Source organism: Arthrobacter sp. OAP107 (genome assembly GCF_040546765.1).
Classification (GTDB): Bacteria; Actinomycetota; Actinomycetes; order Actinomycetales; family Micrococcaceae; genus Arthrobacter.
In genome coordinates, this window is record NZ_JBEPOK010000001.1 from 1,113,168 (window position 1) to 1,129,126 (window position 15,959).

Annotated in this window: 12 protein-coding genes and 2 tRNA genes; 7 read left to right on the forward strand and 7 right to left on the reverse strand. The window is 67.6% G+C overall.

What is annotated here, in order from left to right; genetic code table 11:
- Positions 1-38 precede the first annotated feature (38 nt).
- From ABIE00_RS05175 to ABIE00_RS05195, 5 genes are all read right to left on the reverse strand, one after another.
- Positions 39-1,721 (reverse strand): phospholipase D family protein, encoded by a 1,683-nt coding sequence (locus ABIE00_RS05175; RefSeq protein ID WP_354257619.1) that lies wholly within the window; start codon positions 1,719-1,721, stop codon positions 39-41.
- 51 nt (positions 1,722-1,772) lie between these two features.
- Positions 1,773-2,993 (reverse strand): acyl-CoA dehydrogenase family protein, encoded by a 1,221-nt coding sequence (locus ABIE00_RS05180; RefSeq protein ID WP_354257622.1) that lies wholly within the window; start codon positions 2,991-2,993, stop codon positions 1,773-1,775.
- Between the two features lie 65 nt (positions 2,994-3,058).
- Positions 3,059-4,579 (reverse strand): APC family permease, encoded by a 1,521-nt coding sequence (locus ABIE00_RS05185; protein ID WP_354257625.1) that lies wholly within the window; start codon positions 4,577-4,579, stop codon positions 3,059-3,061.
- Complete coding sequence (locus ABIE00_RS05190) at positions 4,576-5,799, reverse strand: glutathionylspermidine synthase family protein (protein ID WP_354257628.1); 1,224 nt, start codon at positions 5,797-5,799, stop codon at positions 4,576-4,578. Before ABIE00_RS05190 ends, ABIE00_RS05185 begins: the two co-directional genes overlap by 4 nt.
- 2 nt (positions 5,800-5,801) lie before the next feature.
- A complete protein-coding gene (locus ABIE00_RS05195) occupies positions 5,802-6,503 on the reverse strand; it encodes a Tat pathway signal protein (protein WP_354257631.1) in 702 nt (233 codons plus the stop codon).
- A 226-nt stretch (positions 6,504-6,729) separates the two neighbouring features.
- On the opposite strand from ABIE00_RS05195, the gene ABIE00_RS05200 reads away from it, so the two are divergent.
- The 4 genes from ABIE00_RS05200 (at position 6,730) to ABIE00_RS05215 (ending at position 10,433) form a co-directional block, all read left to right on the forward strand.
- Positions 6,730-7,383: an MOSC domain-containing protein gene (locus ABIE00_RS05200; protein WP_354257634.1), complete on the forward strand. Its 654-nt coding sequence runs from the start codon at positions 6,730-6,732 to the stop codon at positions 7,381-7,383.
- A gap of 502 nt (positions 7,384-7,885) precedes the next feature.
- Positions 7,886-9,970: a DEAD/DEAH box helicase gene (locus tag ABIE00_RS05205; protein ID WP_354257636.1), complete on the forward strand. Its 2,085-nt coding sequence runs from the start codon at positions 7,886-7,888 to the stop codon at positions 9,968-9,970.
- Between the two features lie 256 nt (positions 9,971-10,226).
- A tRNA-Thr gene (locus tag ABIE00_RS05210) sits at positions 10,227-10,298 on the forward strand.
- Positions 10,299-10,359: 61 nt separating this feature from the next.
- Positions 10,360-10,433: transfer RNA gene (locus ABIE00_RS05215), tRNA-Met, on the forward strand.
- A 92-nt stretch (positions 10,434-10,525) separates the two neighbouring features.
- Here the strand turns inward: ABIE00_RS05215 and ABIE00_RS05220 are convergent.
- Positions 10,526-11,215: an HNH endonuclease family protein gene (locus ABIE00_RS05220; RefSeq protein WP_354257639.1), complete on the reverse strand. Its 690-nt coding sequence runs from the start codon at positions 11,213-11,215 to the stop codon at positions 10,526-10,528.
- Between the two features lie 326 nt (positions 11,216-11,541).
- On the opposite strand from ABIE00_RS05220, the gene ABIE00_RS05225 reads away from it, so the two are divergent.
- From ABIE00_RS05225 to ABIE00_RS05235, 3 genes are all read left to right on the forward strand, one after another.
- Complete coding sequence (locus ABIE00_RS05225) at positions 11,542-12,102, forward strand: dihydrofolate reductase family protein (RefSeq protein ID WP_354257642.1); 561 nt, start codon at positions 11,542-11,544, stop codon at positions 12,100-12,102.
- Between the two features lie 39 nt (positions 12,103-12,141).
- A complete protein-coding gene (locus ABIE00_RS05230) occupies positions 12,142-12,801 on the forward strand; it encodes an SDR family oxidoreductase (protein ID WP_354257644.1) in 660 nt (219 codons plus the stop codon).
- Positions 12,802-12,944: 143 nt separating this feature from the next.
- A complete protein-coding gene (locus tag ABIE00_RS05235; RefSeq protein ID WP_354257646.1) occupies positions 12,945-14,516 on the forward strand; it encodes a Na+/H+ antiporter in 1,572 nt (523 codons plus the stop codon).
- Between the two features lie 102 nt (positions 14,517-14,618).
- Here the strand turns inward: ABIE00_RS05235 and ABIE00_RS05240 are convergent, their stop codons facing one another.
- Positions 14,619-15,821 carry an ROK family transcriptional regulator gene (locus ABIE00_RS05240; protein WP_354257648.1) on the reverse strand — a complete coding sequence of 401 codons (1,203 nt, stop codon included), beginning with the start codon at positions 15,819-15,821 and terminating at the stop codon, positions 14,619-14,621.
- Positions 15,822-15,959 lie beyond the last annotated feature (138 nt).

Sequence of the window (15,959 nt, forward strand, 5' to 3'; positions counted from 1 at the left end):
ATGATCCCGGGCCGCCATGGCAACTGCGAGGTGCCCGCCTAGAACGGGGCAGTGCCGCGCATCCGGCGGGGGCGGCCGTCCGGGTCCACTACGAGCCGGTTTGCAGCGCCTGCCCAGAGACGCTGAAGGGGCGGCACGGGCTCGGGAGTGTGGTGGCGAACGTGTCCCCTGGGGCGGGGCGCGCGGCGGCCTGTTGCGTGCCAATGGTCCAGTGCATCGGCGGCGGCGTTCCAGAGTTTCAGCCCGGCCGCCGGGGCGTGGAGCTGAGGGTCATCCTCGTCCAGGCCCAGGTGTTCGGCCCAGAGCTGGAGCCGCAGCCTGTAGGCCAACAGCCGGGAAGCACCGGGGACGGCGTTTGCCCCTTGCCCTGTGTCTGTACTGTGCGGTTCCGGATGACGGGCAGTGGTGTCGATGACGGCGCAGGTGAGCTCGCTGTCAGTGGTCCAGGACCGACGGTTGAAGTTGTCCGACCCGCAGGTGAACCAGGCGTCGTCGATGATGCAGATCTTGGCATGGACATAGATCGGAGTCCCGGCCCGGTTTTCCAGATCAAACACCCCAACCCTGTCAGGCGCAACCCGGAGCATCCTGCTGATGGCACGGATCTGCCCGACCCGCTTGGGCGGCCCTCCGAGAATACCGTCAGAGTCCGGGTATCGGGGAACGACGGCGATCACGTTCAGCTCGGGGTTGCGTTCGAGGGCCGTTGCGATTCCGGCTGCGACCTCTTCAGACCACAGGTACTGGTCCTCGATGTAGATCAGCGAGCGGGCCCGGGCGAAGGCTTTCGTGTAGGCCCGCGCGATGCTCCGCTCACCGCCAGGTGCGAAGGGGAACGGCGGATGCTTCATGCCGTAGGTGCGCAGCAGTTGCACGGCGTGAGGTCCCGCAGGCGGCGGAGGCGGCGCAGTGGCCGGAAGCGGTTCGGGGTGCCTGGGCATATCGGCCAGGCGCTGCAGCAGCATCCGGTACGGTGTGCGGCGGTCCAGGGGATGAGGGTCATTCCACCGTTCGGCGAACAGTTCCAGCAGATCTGCCACGACCGGGCCACGGAGTTCGAGGGCGGCATCGTGCCACGGTGGCGTTTTTCCGTACCGGGAATCCATGGCCACCGCCTGCGGGTCCCCTTCGTGATCCGCGTCGTCCCGACGGCTGTGGGAAAGATCGATCCCGCCCACGAACGCGACGTCCCGCGACGGGTCCTCACGCCGGCGGATGACGACCATTTTCTGGTGATGGCAGCCGAAGAGGCGCACCCGCTGGTCCAGCAGCACCTCCCCGCCGGCGTCGTTGATCTGGCGGCTGAGGAGTTCGTTGGACCGTCCACTCATCGGGGCTGAGACGCGCTCCCCGTGGGATCGCCACATCAGGCCGCGCACTTCCACTCCCGCCCGGGCCAACCGCGCCAGCAGCTCACCGATCGTCGGTCCATCCGCCGTCAGCCGCTCGTCGGCATCGCCACGCCAGTCGGTGAACCACACGCGGTCTCCCGGAGTCAGGGCCGACAGCTCCTCCAGCAACCGGGCGAAGTAGGTGGCCCCGTGAATGAGGGGCCGCACCAGGTTGCCCTCCGACCAGGAGGGCGATCCGGCACCGCCCGCGTGGACGTCGGTGGCTGCATTCCCCCGCTCAGCGCCACTCAAGAACCAGGCACCGGTACTGCTGTCCACTCGGTGGTCCCCGGTCCTTACTGGGGCCGGGGGATCGTCAGCGTCAGCCATGTGCCCAGTATGCCCCGGCCATGCGGCCGGGGCGAGAGCTAAACAGCGCCGTCAGCGGAATGCCGGCAGCCCGGTGATGTGCTGGCCGAGGATCAGGGTGTGCACCTCATCCGTCCCTTCGTAGGTGCGCACCGACTCGAGGTTGGCGGCGTGCCGCAAGGGAGAGTAGTCCAGCGTGATGCCGTTGCCGCCAAGGATGGTCCGGGCTTCCCGCGCCACCTTGATGGCCTCGCGGACGTTGTTCAGCTTGGCCAGCGAGATCTGCTCCGGGCGGAGATGGCCGGAGTCCTTGAGCCGGCCCAGGTGCAGGGCGAGCATGGTGCCCTTCTGGACCTCGAGCAGCATGTTGACGAGCTTCTCCTGCGTCATTTGGTACCCGGCCAGCGGCTTGCCGAACTGCAGGCGCGCCATCGAATACTGCAGCGCCGCCTCATAGGAATCGCGGGCCGCGCCCATGGCGCCCCAGGCGATGCCGTACCGGGCCTCATTCAGGCAGCTGAAGGGGCCGCTCAGTCCGCGGGCGCCCGGCAGCAGCGCCTCCGGACCCAGCCGGACGCCGTCGAACGCCACGTCGCACTGGATGGAAGCGCGCATGGACAGTTTCCGCCCGATGGGTGTGGCGGTGACCCCCGCCGTGGCGGCGGGCACGAGGAAGCCGCGGACGCCGTCGTCGGTCCTCGCCCACACCACCATCACGTCGGCCACGGAGGCGAGCCCGATCCAGCGCTTGGCGCCGTCCAGGACCCAGCCGGCGTCCTCTCCGGTTCCATCCCGCTCCGCTGTGGTGGTCATCGACGACGGGTCCGAGCCTGCCGTCGGCTCGGTCAACGCGAAGCAGCCGATCACCTCGCCGGCGGCCATCCGGGGGAGCCACTCCTCTTTCTGGTCCTCCGAGCCCCATTTGTGGATCGCGGTCATCGCCAGGGACCCCTGGACCGAGACGAACGTGCGGATTCCGGAGTCGCCGGCCTCCAGCTCCATGGCGGCCAGGCCGTACTCGACGGCCGACCGGCCGGGGCAGCCGTAGCCCTCCAGATGCATGCCCAGGACGCCCAGCTCGCCCAGTTGCGCCGGCAGGTGCATTGGGAAGACCGCCTGCTCGTACCAGTCCGCGATGTCGGGGCGGATCTGCTGGTCGGTGAAGTCCCGGATCCGCTGCCGCAGGGCCCGCTCATCGGGAGTCAGCAGGGTGTCCAGGGCCAGGACATCCGAGGGGTCCGGGAGACCGTACTCGGCCGAAGCCTCCGCAGGATCAAGGGCGTCATTGCTCATTCCAGCATCCTACGTGCCGAGGCGCACACGCCGAAGGACTCCTGTGCCGCCGCCGGCCGGCCGCTTTACCGGTTCGAGGGAACCCGCGTCCCGCCGAGGAAGTACTCCCGGGTTGACGGCAGGAACCGGCAGACCGCAGCCAGCACCACGCCCAGGGCCAGCAGCACCACGCCGCTCACAAACGCCCCGCCCACACCAAAGATCTGGGTATTCCCGTAGGCCGGATCCCACATCTGCGCCGCCGAGATAAAGAACGCGGCGGTCAGCAGCAGCGCCCCGAGCAGCGGGAGGATTCCGCGGAACCACAGGTTGCGGGCGGATTCCCGCAGGGTATCCCGGAAATACCAGGCGCAGGCAAAGCCGGTGAGGGCGTAGTAGAACGCGATGAACAGGCTGATGGAGCTGATGGAATCGGACAGCAGGTTTTCGCTGAGGAAGCTCATGGCCACGTAGTACACGATGGCCGCCGCGCCCATCACCTGGGTGGAGAATCCCGGGGTCTGGTTCCGCTCGTGGACCTCCCCGAACTTCGGCGGCAGGGCCCGGTGGACGCCCATGGACAGCGTGCCGCGGGCGGTGGGCAGGATGGTGGTCTGGGTGGAGGACAGGACGGACGCCAGCACCGCCACCACAATCAGCCAGCCCCACGGCCCCAGCACCACGTCCTTCATCGCCAGGAACACGTCATCCTGGTTGTCGGCGTTGGCCAGCCCGATTCCCTCCGTTCCGACGGACGCGTACATCATCACCAGCAGCGCCACCGAGACGTAGATGGCCACCAGCACGAACGCCGAGATGACCGCTCCGCGGCCTGGGGTGGTGGCCGGGTTCTCCGTCTCCTCGTTCACGGCCAGGCAGGTGTCCCAGCCCCAATAGATGAACAGGGCCAGCAATATGCCGTGGACCACCGCGCCGGGATCGGCGAACGCCCCGGCCGGGTTGAACCATTCGACGTCGAACGGCTGGCCCGCCGGCGCCCCTCCGGTCAGGCCCGCGATCCTGGCGATGATGGCCACAGCGAAGATGCCCAGAGAGATGTACTGGATGTACGTCAGGGTCCGCTGGACGTGCTCGCCCAGCCGGATCCCGCGGTAGTTCACGAAGGTCATGAAGGCGATGAAAACGACGCCGGTGGCCGTCACCACCGTCTTGTTCCCCGCCAAGGACCCGTCGCCGATGAGGAGCCAGAGGTACTGGCCCGCCACCTGCGCCAGGTTGGCCAGGACCACGACGCCGGCCAGGGCCACGCCCCAGCCGCCCAGCCATCCCGCCCAGGGTCCGAAAGTCCGGCGGGCCCAGATGAATGTGGTGCCGCAGTCCGGCATGGCGCTGTTGAGCTCGCGGAAGGCGTACGCGATGAACAGGACCGGAATGAACCCCAGGACCAGGATCAGCGGGGTGTAGTCCCCGTTGACGGCCACGATCAGTCCCAGCGTCGCAGCCAGTGAGTACACAGGGGCGGTGGAGGCCAGGCCCAGCATCACCGAGTCGCCGAGGTCCAGGATCCCGGCGCGGAGCCCTTTGCCGGGGACGGCACCGCCGGGCTGGCCCCCGGCGCCGCCGGCCGCCGTCGTTCTGGTTTTCATAGCGCAATACCTGCCTTGTTCGCGTTGGCGTGGGCTGCTGCCTGGGCGCTCAGGGGCGCCGGCGCGTCAATGGTGTTGGGGACGAAGCGGCAGAAGTAGTCGGTGACCGGCCCGTCGGACTCGCGGATGCCACAGCCCACCGATTCACCGTCCACCACCCACAGGCCCAGGACCGGATGGTTGCCGTCGAAGTCGGGCAGGGAATGGTACTGCTGGAAGCACCAGCCCTCACGGCCGTATCCGCCCGGCTTCTCCAGGCTGATGCCATCCGCGTGGATCCTGATGTTGTCGCCTTCGCGGCCGTGCAGCGGCTTGGCCACCCACTCCCGCAGCGGGCCCGGATCATTGAGGTAGGCGGGCAGCAGGTTCGGATGGTCCGGGTAGAGGTGCCACAGGGCGGCCAGGAGCGCCTTGTTGGACAGCAGCATTTTCCAGGCCGGCTCCACCCAGCGCGGATTCTGCGAGCGCTGCAGCAGGCGGTGGCCGAACGGCTCCTTCATCATCAGCTCCCACGGGTAGAGCTTGAAGATGGTGCTGATCATGAAGTTGTCCATGTCCACGAAGCGCTTCAGGTTGGGGTCCCAGCCGATGTCCGACATGTTGATGCCGATGGTGGTCCACCCGGCCTGGCCGGCGACGTCCCGCATGTAGGCGGCCGTCATCCAGTCCTCACCCGACTCCTCAGCCTCGGAGTGGGCAACATGCAGCGTGCTCATTCCCGTGCGGTACTGCAGCTTCTTCCACTGCCGGATCAGTGCCTCGTGGATGCCGTTCCACTGGTCCTTCTCCGGGAAGACGTCCTGCAGCCAGAACCATTGGGCCACGGCCGCCTCGATCAGGCCGGTGGGCGTGTCGGCGTTGTACTCGAGCATCTTGGCCGCGCCGCCCTGGCCGTCATAGATGAAATCGAAGCGGCCGTAGATGTCCTGGTCCCCGGCCTGCAGCGACTCGGCGGCCAGTTCCAACGCCTGCGGGCCGATGCCGATGGGGCCCATGGCGCCTGTGGCCAGGAACTTTGCGGCCTCCAGGCACATCCTGTGCATGTCCTCGGCCGTGACCTCCAGCGTCTCCACCTCGTCCATGGCGAATTCGTAGTAGGCGGACTCGTTCCAGTACTCGATTTTCTTGCCGCCGGGCAGGGTGGTGGTGGAGAACACCAGGCCCTGCTCCTCGATCTTCTGCTTCCAGTCCGGCCGGGGCTCCGAGAGTAACCGCTTCACCCCTAGCCTCCCGTGCTTCCGCCCTTGGAGCTGCTGCCAAAGCCGCCCCTGCTGACCGTGCCGCCCTTGGAGCTGTAGCCTGTGGACGTCCTGGCCCCCTGGGGCACTGTCCGCGTGAAGTTCGGATAGGCCGTCCTGCTCTGGCCGATGCCCGGAACGCTGGCCCCGCGTGCATAGAAGTACCAGGCGTAGAGGCCCCCGCCGCGCCCGGCCGAGCTGTTGCACTGGGTGTCCTCGACGCGCTCGCCCGTTTGCTCGTTGAAGCAGACCTGGGCGTAGTCGGGGTCCTGCTCATTGCTGGCCACGATGGCGGTGATAGTACCGGCCAGGAGGGCCGTGACGCCGAGGCCCACCACCACCGTGCGGCGCTGCGACCGCTTCTTCCGCGCTGCCGCGTCGCGCTCCCGGTCGCGGGCGAAGGGGTCGAAGACGGGGCCGGGCTGGGGGAAGCCGGGGTGGTTCTGGGTACCTTCAGGCGGGGTTGCTTTGCCGCCCTGTCCCGGCGTGCCCTGTCCTGGCGTTCCCTGTCCCGGCGTGCCGGGGGTCAGCAGCTCGGGGTGGAGCTCCGGCTTGGGCACCTGCCAGGGCGGCGGCTTGGAAGGGCCGCGGGAGGCGTCGTCACCGGATCTGCCCCCGGTTCCGCCGCTCCCACCGTCGTTCCGGGCCCCGTCAGCGTCCTTGCTCGGGTCCTTCTCCGGGTCCATGGTTCCCCCTGCTGCTCCATGCTCTTGGCTGCGGTGCTGTTGGCTGCGGTGCTGTTGGTGGCCGGAACGCGTGGCTGCGGCCGGCGGTACCGGCTGTCCGTCCGGCCGGTAAATACTGCAGCAAGCCTAGTGGCTGGAGGGTGCTGCGGTGAACAAATTTCCCGGCCGAAGCGTCCAGCCGGAAACCCCAAAAGCGCTGGTCAGGCCGAGAACCTAGACTGGTGCCATGCACACAGCCACTGTTCTCGCCGTTTGCCGGGTCCACCAGCTCCTTCCCGATGAGGGAAGCGTGGGCGTCACCGCCATCGACAAGCGGCCTGTGGACGGGCCGGTCAAGGTGCACAAGCTTGGTTTGCATGGTGACGTCCAGGCCAGCCGCGTCCACCACGGGGGAGAGGACCAGGCGCTCTACGCCTATTCCCAGGCCGACGCCGACTACTGGGTCGGAGAGCTGCAGCGCGAACTGCCGCCGGGGATCTTCGGCGAGAACCTGCGCGTCGCCGGGATCGAAACCACGGGCGCCGTCATCGGGGAACGCTGGCGGATCGGGCTGGATGTTGAGGTTGAGGTCACCTCGCCGCGGGTTCCGTGTGCGACGTTCCAGCGGCGCATGGACGAGACGCAGTGGGTCAAGCGCTTCACAGAGGCCGGAAGGGTGGGTGCGTACCTGCGCGTCATCAAGACCGGCTCAGTGCAGGCAGGCGACCACATCCACCGCCTCTTCGTGCCCAAGCATGGGGTGACGATCGGCCGCTGGTTCAGCGAGCCCGACGTCGACGCCATCGAGGCCCTGCGCGACGCCGAAGCCGACGGCGAAATCCGCCTGCAGCCGGAGTACCACGACCGGTTCGAGAAGATGCTCCGCAGCGTCGGCGGCTAACACGCAGGAGCTGGCCCGGCGGCCCTGCCGCGTTTCTGCACCCTTTCAGCAACCCGCGGTGGGAATGCCTCTGACACGGCACGGGCGGTGGACGGCTTCGGCGCGGAAACCGGGGCAAAAATGCCGCGTGTGCGCAAGCTCACCGTCCGCGCCGAGCCCTCGGTTCGCCGGTATGCGGGGTCGTGCCCTACACTAGAAATATCCCCCACTCCGGAAATCCCTTATTCCTGCCCAATTTTTGAGGCAGGACTGGCAAGTGTTGGAGCCCGCAAATGTGATGCGGGCAGTTTCATAGGGAGAGCCGGCTGAAGAAAACGCTGTACAGACTGCTGGGATAGCAGCCAAGAGATGCAGTGTGAAGTCCTGCCACGGGATTGCGAAAGCGCCGGACTTCTAGTGACCGGCCGGTCAATGAATGCCCGGCGCCCACGGCACATGTACTGCGGCTCCGCTCACCTCGGGTTGTGCCGCCTGGCCCCCTATGGATGAGGAATATCTCCCTATGCCCGAAAACCACGACGACGCCACCCAGACGGCGACCGCCGAAACCGCCAACCTTGAATTCACCGAGGCTGCTGTCCCCGCAGCCGAGCCTGCTGCCGACGCTCCCGCCAAGGCTGACGCTCCCGCCAAGGCTGAAGAGCCGGAAGAAGAAGGCGTCCGCTTCGCCGATCTTGGCATCGACGGCCGCGTCCTCGCCGCCCTGCAGGATGTGGGCTACGAAAAGCCTTCCCCCATCCAGGCAGCAACCATCCCGCTGCTGCTTGAAGGCCGCGACGTCGTGGGCCTCGCCCAGACCGGCACCGGTAAGACTGCAGCATTCGCAGTACCGGCACTGTCCCGCCTGGCCGAGCTCCACGACCTCAACGGCCCGTCCCGCAAGACGCAGGCCCTGGTCCTGGCTCCGACCCGCGAGCTGGCTCTCCAGGTTGCCGAGGCCTTCACTTCATACGCCAAGCACATAGATGACTTCACCGTCCTCCCCGTGTACGGCGGCTCCGCCTACGGCCCCCAGCTCGCCGGCCTGCGCCGCGGTGCCCAGGTTGTTGTCGGCACCCCCGGCCGTGTGATCGACCACATCGCCAAGGGCTCCCTGGACCTGTCCGAGCTCCAGTACCTGGTGCTGGACGAGGCCGACGAAATGCTCCGCATGGGCTTCGCCGAAGACGTGGAGCAGATCTTCCAGCAGACCCCGTCCGACCGCCAGGTGGCACTGTTCTCCGCCACCATGCCGAGCCAGATCCGCCGGATGTCCAAGCAGTACCTGAACAACCCGGCCGAGATCTCGGTGAAGTCCAAGACCACTACCGGCGCCAACACCCGCCAGCGCTACCTGCAGGTCATGGGCCCGCACAAGCTCGACGCCATGACCCGCATCCTCGAGGTCGAAGAGTTCGACGGCGTCATCGCGTTCGTGCGCACCAAGATGGCCACCGAGGACCTCGCCGACAAGCTGCGCGCCCGGGGCTTCCAGGCTGCCGCCATCAATGGCGACATCCCGCAGCAGCAGCGTGAACGCACCGTTGACGCGCTCAAGGAAGGCCGGATCGACATCCTGGTCGCGACGGACGTGGCCGCCCGCGGCCTCGACGTCGAGCGCATCAGCCACGTGGTCAACTACGACATCCCGCACGACACCGAGTCCTACGTGCACCGCATCGGCCGTACCGGCCGTGCCGGCCGATCCGGCGACGCGATCCTGTTCATGACTCCGCGCGAGAAGTACCTGCTGCGTTCCATTGAGAAGGCCACGCGCCAGCCGGTGGAGCAGATGCACCTGCCCACCGCTGAGACCGTCAACACCTTGCGTCTGGGCAAGTTCGCCGAGCGCATCACCGAGACCCTCGAGTCCGAAGACGTGGCGGCATTCCGCGACCTCATCGCGTCCTACGAGGAAGAGCACAACGTGCCGGCAGCAGAAATCGCTGCGGCACTGGCCGTGATGGCCCAAGGCGGCCAGCCACTGCTCGTCAAGGAACTGCCTGCTGCTCCGGAGTACCAGAAGCGCGAACGCTCCAAGGACGGCTTCGGTTCACGCGGCCCGACCCGTGCCCTCACTGAGGGTAACGCCACCTACCGGATCGCCGTCGGACGGCGCCAGCGAGTCATGCCGGGTTCCATCGTGGGCGCCATCGCCAACGAAGGCGGCATTTCCTCGTCGCAGATCGGCGGCATCGACATCCGCTCGGACCACTCGCTCGTCGAGCTCCCGGCCGACCTGAGCCCCGATCAGCTGAAGGCCCTGTCCCGCACACGGATCGGCGGCGAGCTGATCCACCTTGAGCTGGACTCCGGCCGCAAGCCCTCGGGTGACCGCGGCGGCTACCAGGGCAACCGTGGCGGCGACCGCGGCGGCAACTTCAAGGGCGGCGGGGGCTTCAAGAAGGAGTTCCGCAAGAACGACGGCGAGCGTTCCTCCGCTGACCGCGGTGGCCGCTCGTACAGCGAGCGCTCCGAGCGCGGCTTCGGCGGCGACCGGGGCCAGTCCAGCGACTCCCGCTTCGGCGGCCACGGTGATGGCGCACGCAAGCCGCGCCACGGCAACGAGGGCGGCCACCGCGACTTCAACCGCAAGGGCAAGTGGTAGTCACCGTCTGGTGATGAACCAAGCATCCGAATAGAAACAGGCCGGCTGACCAGCCGGCCTGTTTCTGTTTAAGGCCGTTCCACCTGGCCGTGTGTACGCTTCGTCACATCTGCGTTCTGAAAGGCTCTGAAGGGGCCTCCGAAAGGGGCCCGCAGCCCGATCCAGGCCTGTATTTCCGGGGTTTTTAGACCGCAGGAGCCCCGTTCCGCCGCCGATTTGTTGAGTGCCAAATCTTCCGGTAGAGTATTTACTCGTTGCCCCCCTAGCTCAGTGGTAGAGCGCGTTCTTGGTAAGAACGAGGTCACCGGATCGATTCCGGTGGGGGGCTCGGAATGAGGGCCTGTGTCAAGGCGGTCTTGACCGGCTTGACACAGGTTTTTCTCATTCGTGGCGGTGTAGCTCAGTTGGTTAGAGCGCACGACTCATAATCGTGAGGTCGGGAGATCGAGCCTCCCCACCGCTACAGAATCTGCAGGCCAGAGGCATTCAGCCCCTGGCCTGCTTTTGTTTTTCGCGATTGTGCTGGTTCGGCTGCGGTGCTTCCGGAAACCGGGCCTACGCCCTGGTGACGCTGATGCGCACGTTCGGGCAGGAGTCTGCCCAGCGGACCAGGGCCGCCTTCTCGGCGCTGTCCACCCGCAGGCCCCAGCGGATCTTCACGGCTATCCAGTTGCCGATGTATTCGCACTTATTCGCCGGTGGCATCCACGCTTCCGGCCCCTTGGCCTGCTTGGCGGAGTTCAGCGCCGCCGTCTGTGCGTTCAGGGACCGGCCGTCGCCGAGGTCGTTGTAGAACGCCACCCGCCGCGCCTGGGACCAGTAGCGGGCACCCGAGCCCCACGCCTCGTGGACAGGGACGGTGTGGTCGATCTCCACGGCGGACGCAAGGGTGTGCGTGCGGTTGTCCCACCTGGTGACCCAACGGCCCGTGCGCACGGTGCACCGGCGTGCGGTGGTGTACGTGGCGGCCACCTTAGCCTCCTGCAGCAGGACCTCGGCCCTGGTGTTTTGGCAGTCACGGTTGGTATCCAGCCAAGTGCCGAAGTAGCGGGTCCGGTCATACCCCGCATTGTTCTCCGGGGACACCGTGAGGGCGCGGGCGGCGGTGCGCAGCGGCGCGGAATAGTAGCTTGCGGCCTCGGCGGGGACTGCCAGTCCGGTGAGCAGCAGGCCTGCGGCCACGGCGGTAGCGGACAGCGAACGGACCCAGAGGCCGGACGAGACCGTGGCAGTGATGGCAGCCACCCGGCGTCGTGCCTGTATAAACGCGGCTGCCTGCCTGAACGGCCCGGCGTGCCTGATCGGCCCGGCGTTCGGGTCTGTGTGATTGGACGTGCCTGATGACATGCTTCCCCCATGATTCCTGAAACGGTACGACTTGCTTGATGCGTCAACCAGCATGCCAGCCGGTACAGGGGAGAACCGGATCCTTGATGAGGTCTTGATGCAATCCTGTGGGAACGCTGCGGATGGCTCCGGAAGCGGCGGAACCGTTGTGCTCAGGGCGGCTGGAACCTAAGGTCGGACTGCACAAGTAAGGCAAACAGGCAGGCGGACAACCAGGAGCCGGCATGGCCAGACTGATCTACTCGGGACTCATGTCTCTTGACGGTTACATCGCGGACCGGAACGGCAACTTCGACTGGGCCGAACCGGACGCAGAAGTGCATTCCTTCGTCAACGAGCTGATGCGGCCGGTGGGAACACACCTGCTCGGACGCCGGATGTACGAGGTGATGGCAGTCTGGGACCATCCGGAGGACTTCGGCGAGATACCCGGCTACGTCCGGGACTTCGCGGACATCTGGAAGGCGGCGGACAAGGTGGTTTTCTCCCGCACCCTGGAGGATGTGAGCACCGCCCGGACCAGGATCGAGCGGGAGTTCGACGCCGACGCCGTCGGACGGCTCAAGGCAGAGGCCGGCCGGGACCTGGCGATAGGTGGCGCCGACCTTGCCGGGGCGGCCATCCGGGCGGGACTGGCGGACGAGTTCCAGATGTTCCTCTCGCCCGTGGCAGTGGGCGGCGGCAAGAGCTTCCTTCCGGATGACGTCCGGCTGCGGCTTGAGCTGCTTGAGGAGCGCCGGTTCGGCAACGGCACGGTCTTCCTCCGCTACGCCAACCGGACGTGATGGCCCGGCTGGGGCACCGGTTTGGGACACAATGGGGGCATGACCCGTATCGCAATCATCGGCGGCCACGGCAAGGTGGCCCTGCATCTGTCCGCCCTCCTCACGGAACAGGGGCACAGCGTCACGTCCTTCATCCGTAACCCGGACCACGCGGCGGACGTCGCCGCCACCGGTGCATCGCCGTCGGTCCTCGACGTTGAAAACTCGACGACGGCGGAGATCGCCGCCGCGCTCCGGAACCACGACGCCGTGGTCTGGTCAGCCGGCGCCGGGGGAGGGAACCCGGCCCGCACGTATGCGGTGGACAGGGACGCCGCCATCCGTTCCATGGACGCCGCCGCGGAGGCCGGTGTCGGACGCTATGTGATGGTGTCCTACTTCGGCGCCGGCCCGGACCACCGGGTTCCCGAAGGGCACAGCTTCCACGCCTACGCCGAGGCCAAGGCCACCGCTGACGAGTACCTCCGCAGCACCGAACTCCAGTGGACCGTCCTGGGCCCGGGGACGCTGACCGAGGGGCCGGGGAACGGGCTGGTCGATGTGAACCCCGAGGACGCGAGCTCCGGGACACAGACGTCGCGCGCCAATGTGGCTCTGGTCGCCGCCGCGGTGCTGGACCTGCCGGGAACCGCCGGCCGGACCATCGAGTTCCGCGACGGCACCCAGCCGGTGGCCGCCGCGCTGAACGCCCTGCAGTAGCCCGGCCGAAGCCCGGCGAGCAGAACAGCGGGTCCGGAGAGCAGCAGCGCCGGGCAGGCGGCGGGCAGGGGTGTTCCCGGTAGGGTTGTAAGGCGCGGCCGCCCTCCGTCCGAGGCGTGGCGCACTCCGGGGAAAGTGGGCACATGGACCAGCTGGCACTCATCATCGGGCTCCTGCTCGCCACCGTGGTGGCCGTGGGCCTCGGGGACCGGCTGCGGCTGCCCTATCCGGTCCTGATGCTCCTGCTGGCCGTGGCCCTGACGTTCATCCCGGGCTTCCCGGACATCGAAATTCCGCCGGAGCTGATCCTGCCGATCTTCCTCCCGCCGCTGCTGTTCGCCACGGCGCAGCGGAGCTCCTGGGCCGTTTTCCGGGTCCGGTGGCGTACCCTTATCATGCTTGCCGTGGGACTGGTGGTCGTCTCGACGGCGGTGGTCGCCGGAGCCGCGTGGCTCATGATCCCGGGGATCGGCATCCCGGCCGCCATCGCGCTCGGGGCGATGGTGGCCCCGCCCGACCCTGTTGCGGTGGAGTCCGTTGCCGGCCGTGTGCACATGCCCCGGCGGCTGATCACTGTGCTGCAGAGCGAGGGGCTCTTCAACGACGCCGCCGCCATTGTCATCTTCCAGGCGGCCGTTGCCGCCGCCGTCGGGGGCACAAAAATAGGGCCCGACGTCGTCCTAAAGTTCGTGGTGGGAGCGGCACTTGCCGTCGTGGTCGGCATCGGAATGGGCTGGCTAACGTCGCTGATCACCCGGCTCGTCGCCTCCATGGTGGCCCGCAGCGCCGTGACCCTGGTGGTGCCCTTTGCCGCCTATATCCTGGCGGAGGAGTTCCACGCGTCCGGCGTCATCGCCGTCGTGGTCACGGCCCTGGAGATGCAGCGGCACACCCGTCCGCAGGACGCCGCCGAGCGGGTGACCCGGACCGCCTTCTGGGACGTGGTGGAGCTTCTGGTGACCGGGCTTGCCTTTGGGCTGGTGGGGCTCGAGATCCAGGACGTGGTCCGGACGGAAGGTGCCGCGATCTTCGGGATGACGGGGACCGCCGTCGTGGTCTGCGTCCTGGTCTTCGCTGTGCGGTTCCTCTGGCTGGGCCTGCTGGCTGTGTCTGCGCGGAAACGGAAGAACCTGCTGCAGCCGACCTCCGCGAAGGAGGTCCTGATCCTGACCTGGTGCGGCATGCGCGGGCTGGCCACCCTGGCCCTGGCGCTCGCCCTCCCGGTTGCGCTTGCCGACGGCACGCCCTTCCCTGCCCGTGACCAGGTGCTCGTCACTGCCTGTGCGGTGCTGCTGGCCACACTGGTGCTGCCCGGCCTGACGCTGCCCTGGCTGATGAGGGTCCTGAACGCGTCCCAGGACGGCACGGAGGAGCGTGACGCGGCCCGGCTCCTGGCCCGCCGTGCACAGTCGGCCGCCGTGGCCGCGCTGAAGGACCACGAGCTCGTGAAGGAGCTGCCGCCGGAGAAGGTGGCGCTGGTGAAGGTGAAGATGACCCGGCTCCATGCCGAACTGCTGGACGGCAGCCTCCGCAACGAGAGTCTGGCCGAGAAGCGTGAGCGCGGCCGGGAGCTGGCCATCACGGTCCAGACCATCGCCCTGGACGCCGCGCGGCAGGAAGTCGTGGCGGCCCGCAGCGAACCGGACATGGATCCCGAGGTGGCGGACAGGGTGCTGCGCCAGCTCGACCTGCGCACCATGATCATGCCGGAGTAGGAATCCTGCCCGGGTAGAACAGCGCGAACGTACACTTGGGGCCCTAAAAGCGGGTGGTTTTGGGGCCCCAAGTGTACGTTCGCGCTTGTCTGGGGTTGCGGGTCAGGCCGGAAGGTTGAGCTCCAGGTCCAGGGTGTTCGTCTCCACGTAGTCCAGGGCCCGCCGGACCGCGCCCACGGTAACGATTGAATCGCCCAGCGGTGAGACCGCCACCCGCGGCGGGGTGGCCGTGAAGTCCGGCAGCCGCGCCGCAATGGGCTTGAGCAGGACCCCGGCAGAGTTGGCCACGGCGCCGCCGATCACCACGAGCTCGGGGTTGATCACGGTAGCCACCGAGCCGATGATCCGGGCCATCCTGTCGGCCAGCCGGTCCAGGATCTTCAGTGCCTCCGCATCACCCGCGGCGGCAGCAGTAAAGACATGTTCCGCCTCGGCCCCCGTGGCCGCGTGGTCCCGGAGGGACGTCTTCGCGTTGCCCGCCAGCGCTTCCGCAGCCCAGGCCCGCGCCAGCGACGCGATGCCGTAAGTGTCGCCCACGCCCTCCACCAGGTCCAGGTGCGCGAGCTCGCCCGCGCCGCCCCCGCTGCCGTGCAGCAGGCGGCCGTCTTCGATGACGCCGGAACCGAAGCGCTCACTCGCCAGGATCACGACGACGTCGTCCACGCCCGCTGCCGCGCCACGCCACCGATCGCCGAGGGCGGCGAGGTTGGCGTCGTTCTCCAGCAGCACCGTCCACCCGTGCAGCTTGTGCAGCGCGGACTTCAGGCCGACGTCGAACAGCCCCCAGAAGCGCTGGGCCGCCAGGATGTTGCCGTTCCGGTCCACAGGGGCGGCGATGCCGGCACACACCGCAAGCACGGCTTCAGGAGAGGCGCCCACGCTGTGCAGGGCCATGGCGGCGGCCCGGTCAATGACCGCGACGCGTTCCTCGGCGGACATGTCCTCAATCTCAAACGGCTGGCTGGCCCGCCCCAGCGCCTGGCCGCGAAGATCGGCGACCACCACGGTGGCCTTGGAGAAGCCCACGTCCATTCCCAGCACGTAGCCCGCACGCTCGTTGAGTTCGAACCGCCTGGCGGGCCGTCCCTTCTGGTATCCGCCAAAGGCACGCTGGTTCTCCAGTTCGGTGATCCACCCGCGCTCCATGAGGTCCTCGCACACGGAGATGGCGGTGGCCCGGGTCAGCCCGGTGGCCTGGATGACCTCGGTAACAGTCACCGCACCCGAGGCGCGCATGAAATCCAGGACCGCGCCGGCGCTCACGCGGCGCAGCAGCTGGGGCGTGGCCTGCGTCATCTCGGACATGGTGTTGACCTCCTTGTGCTCTGCCCCACATAATACTTGAGGAACTAAATTTAGATTCCATATAAAATAACCCCATTGACCGGACGGCCACCGGCCAGGGGATCCTTCCTCCAGCTTTTTCCTCAGCCCTTTTGCAAA

Coding starts and splice junctions, on each gene's coding strand:
- ABIE00_RS05175 (WP_354257619.1), bottom strand. CDS start 1,721: ATGGCTGACGCTGACGATCCCCCGGCCCCAGTAAGGACCGGGGACCAC.
- ABIE00_RS05180 (WP_354257622.1), bottom strand. CDS start 2,993: ATGAGCAATGACGCCCTTGATCCTGCGGAGGCTTCGGCCGAGTACGGT.
- ABIE00_RS05185 (WP_354257625.1), bottom strand. CDS start 4,579: ATGAAAACCAGAACGACGGCGGCCGGCGGCGCCGGGGGCCAGCCCGGC.
- ABIE00_RS05195 (WP_354257631.1), bottom strand. CDS start 6,503: ATGGACCCGGAGAAGGACCCGAGCAAGGACGCTGACGGGGCCCGGAAC.
- ABIE00_RS05200 (WP_354257634.1), top strand. CDS start 6,730: ATGCACACAGCCACTGTTCTCGCCGTTTGCCGGGTCCACCAGCTCCTT.
- ABIE00_RS05205 (WP_354257636.1), top strand. CDS start 7,886: ATGCCCGAAAACCACGACGACGCCACCCAGACGGCGACCGCCGAAACC.
- ABIE00_RS05225 (WP_354257642.1), top strand. CDS start 11,542: ATGGCCAGACTGATCTACTCGGGACTCATGTCTCTTGACGGTTACATC.
- ABIE00_RS05230 (WP_354257644.1), top strand. CDS start 12,142: ATGACCCGTATCGCAATCATCGGCGGCCACGGCAAGGTGGCCCTGCAT.
- ABIE00_RS05235 (WP_354257646.1), top strand. CDS start 12,945: ATGGACCAGCTGGCACTCATCATCGGGCTCCTGCTCGCCACCGTGGTG.
- ABIE00_RS05240 (WP_354257648.1), bottom strand. CDS start 15,821: ATGTCCGAGATGACGCAGGCCACGCCCCAGCTGCTGCGCCGCGTGAGC.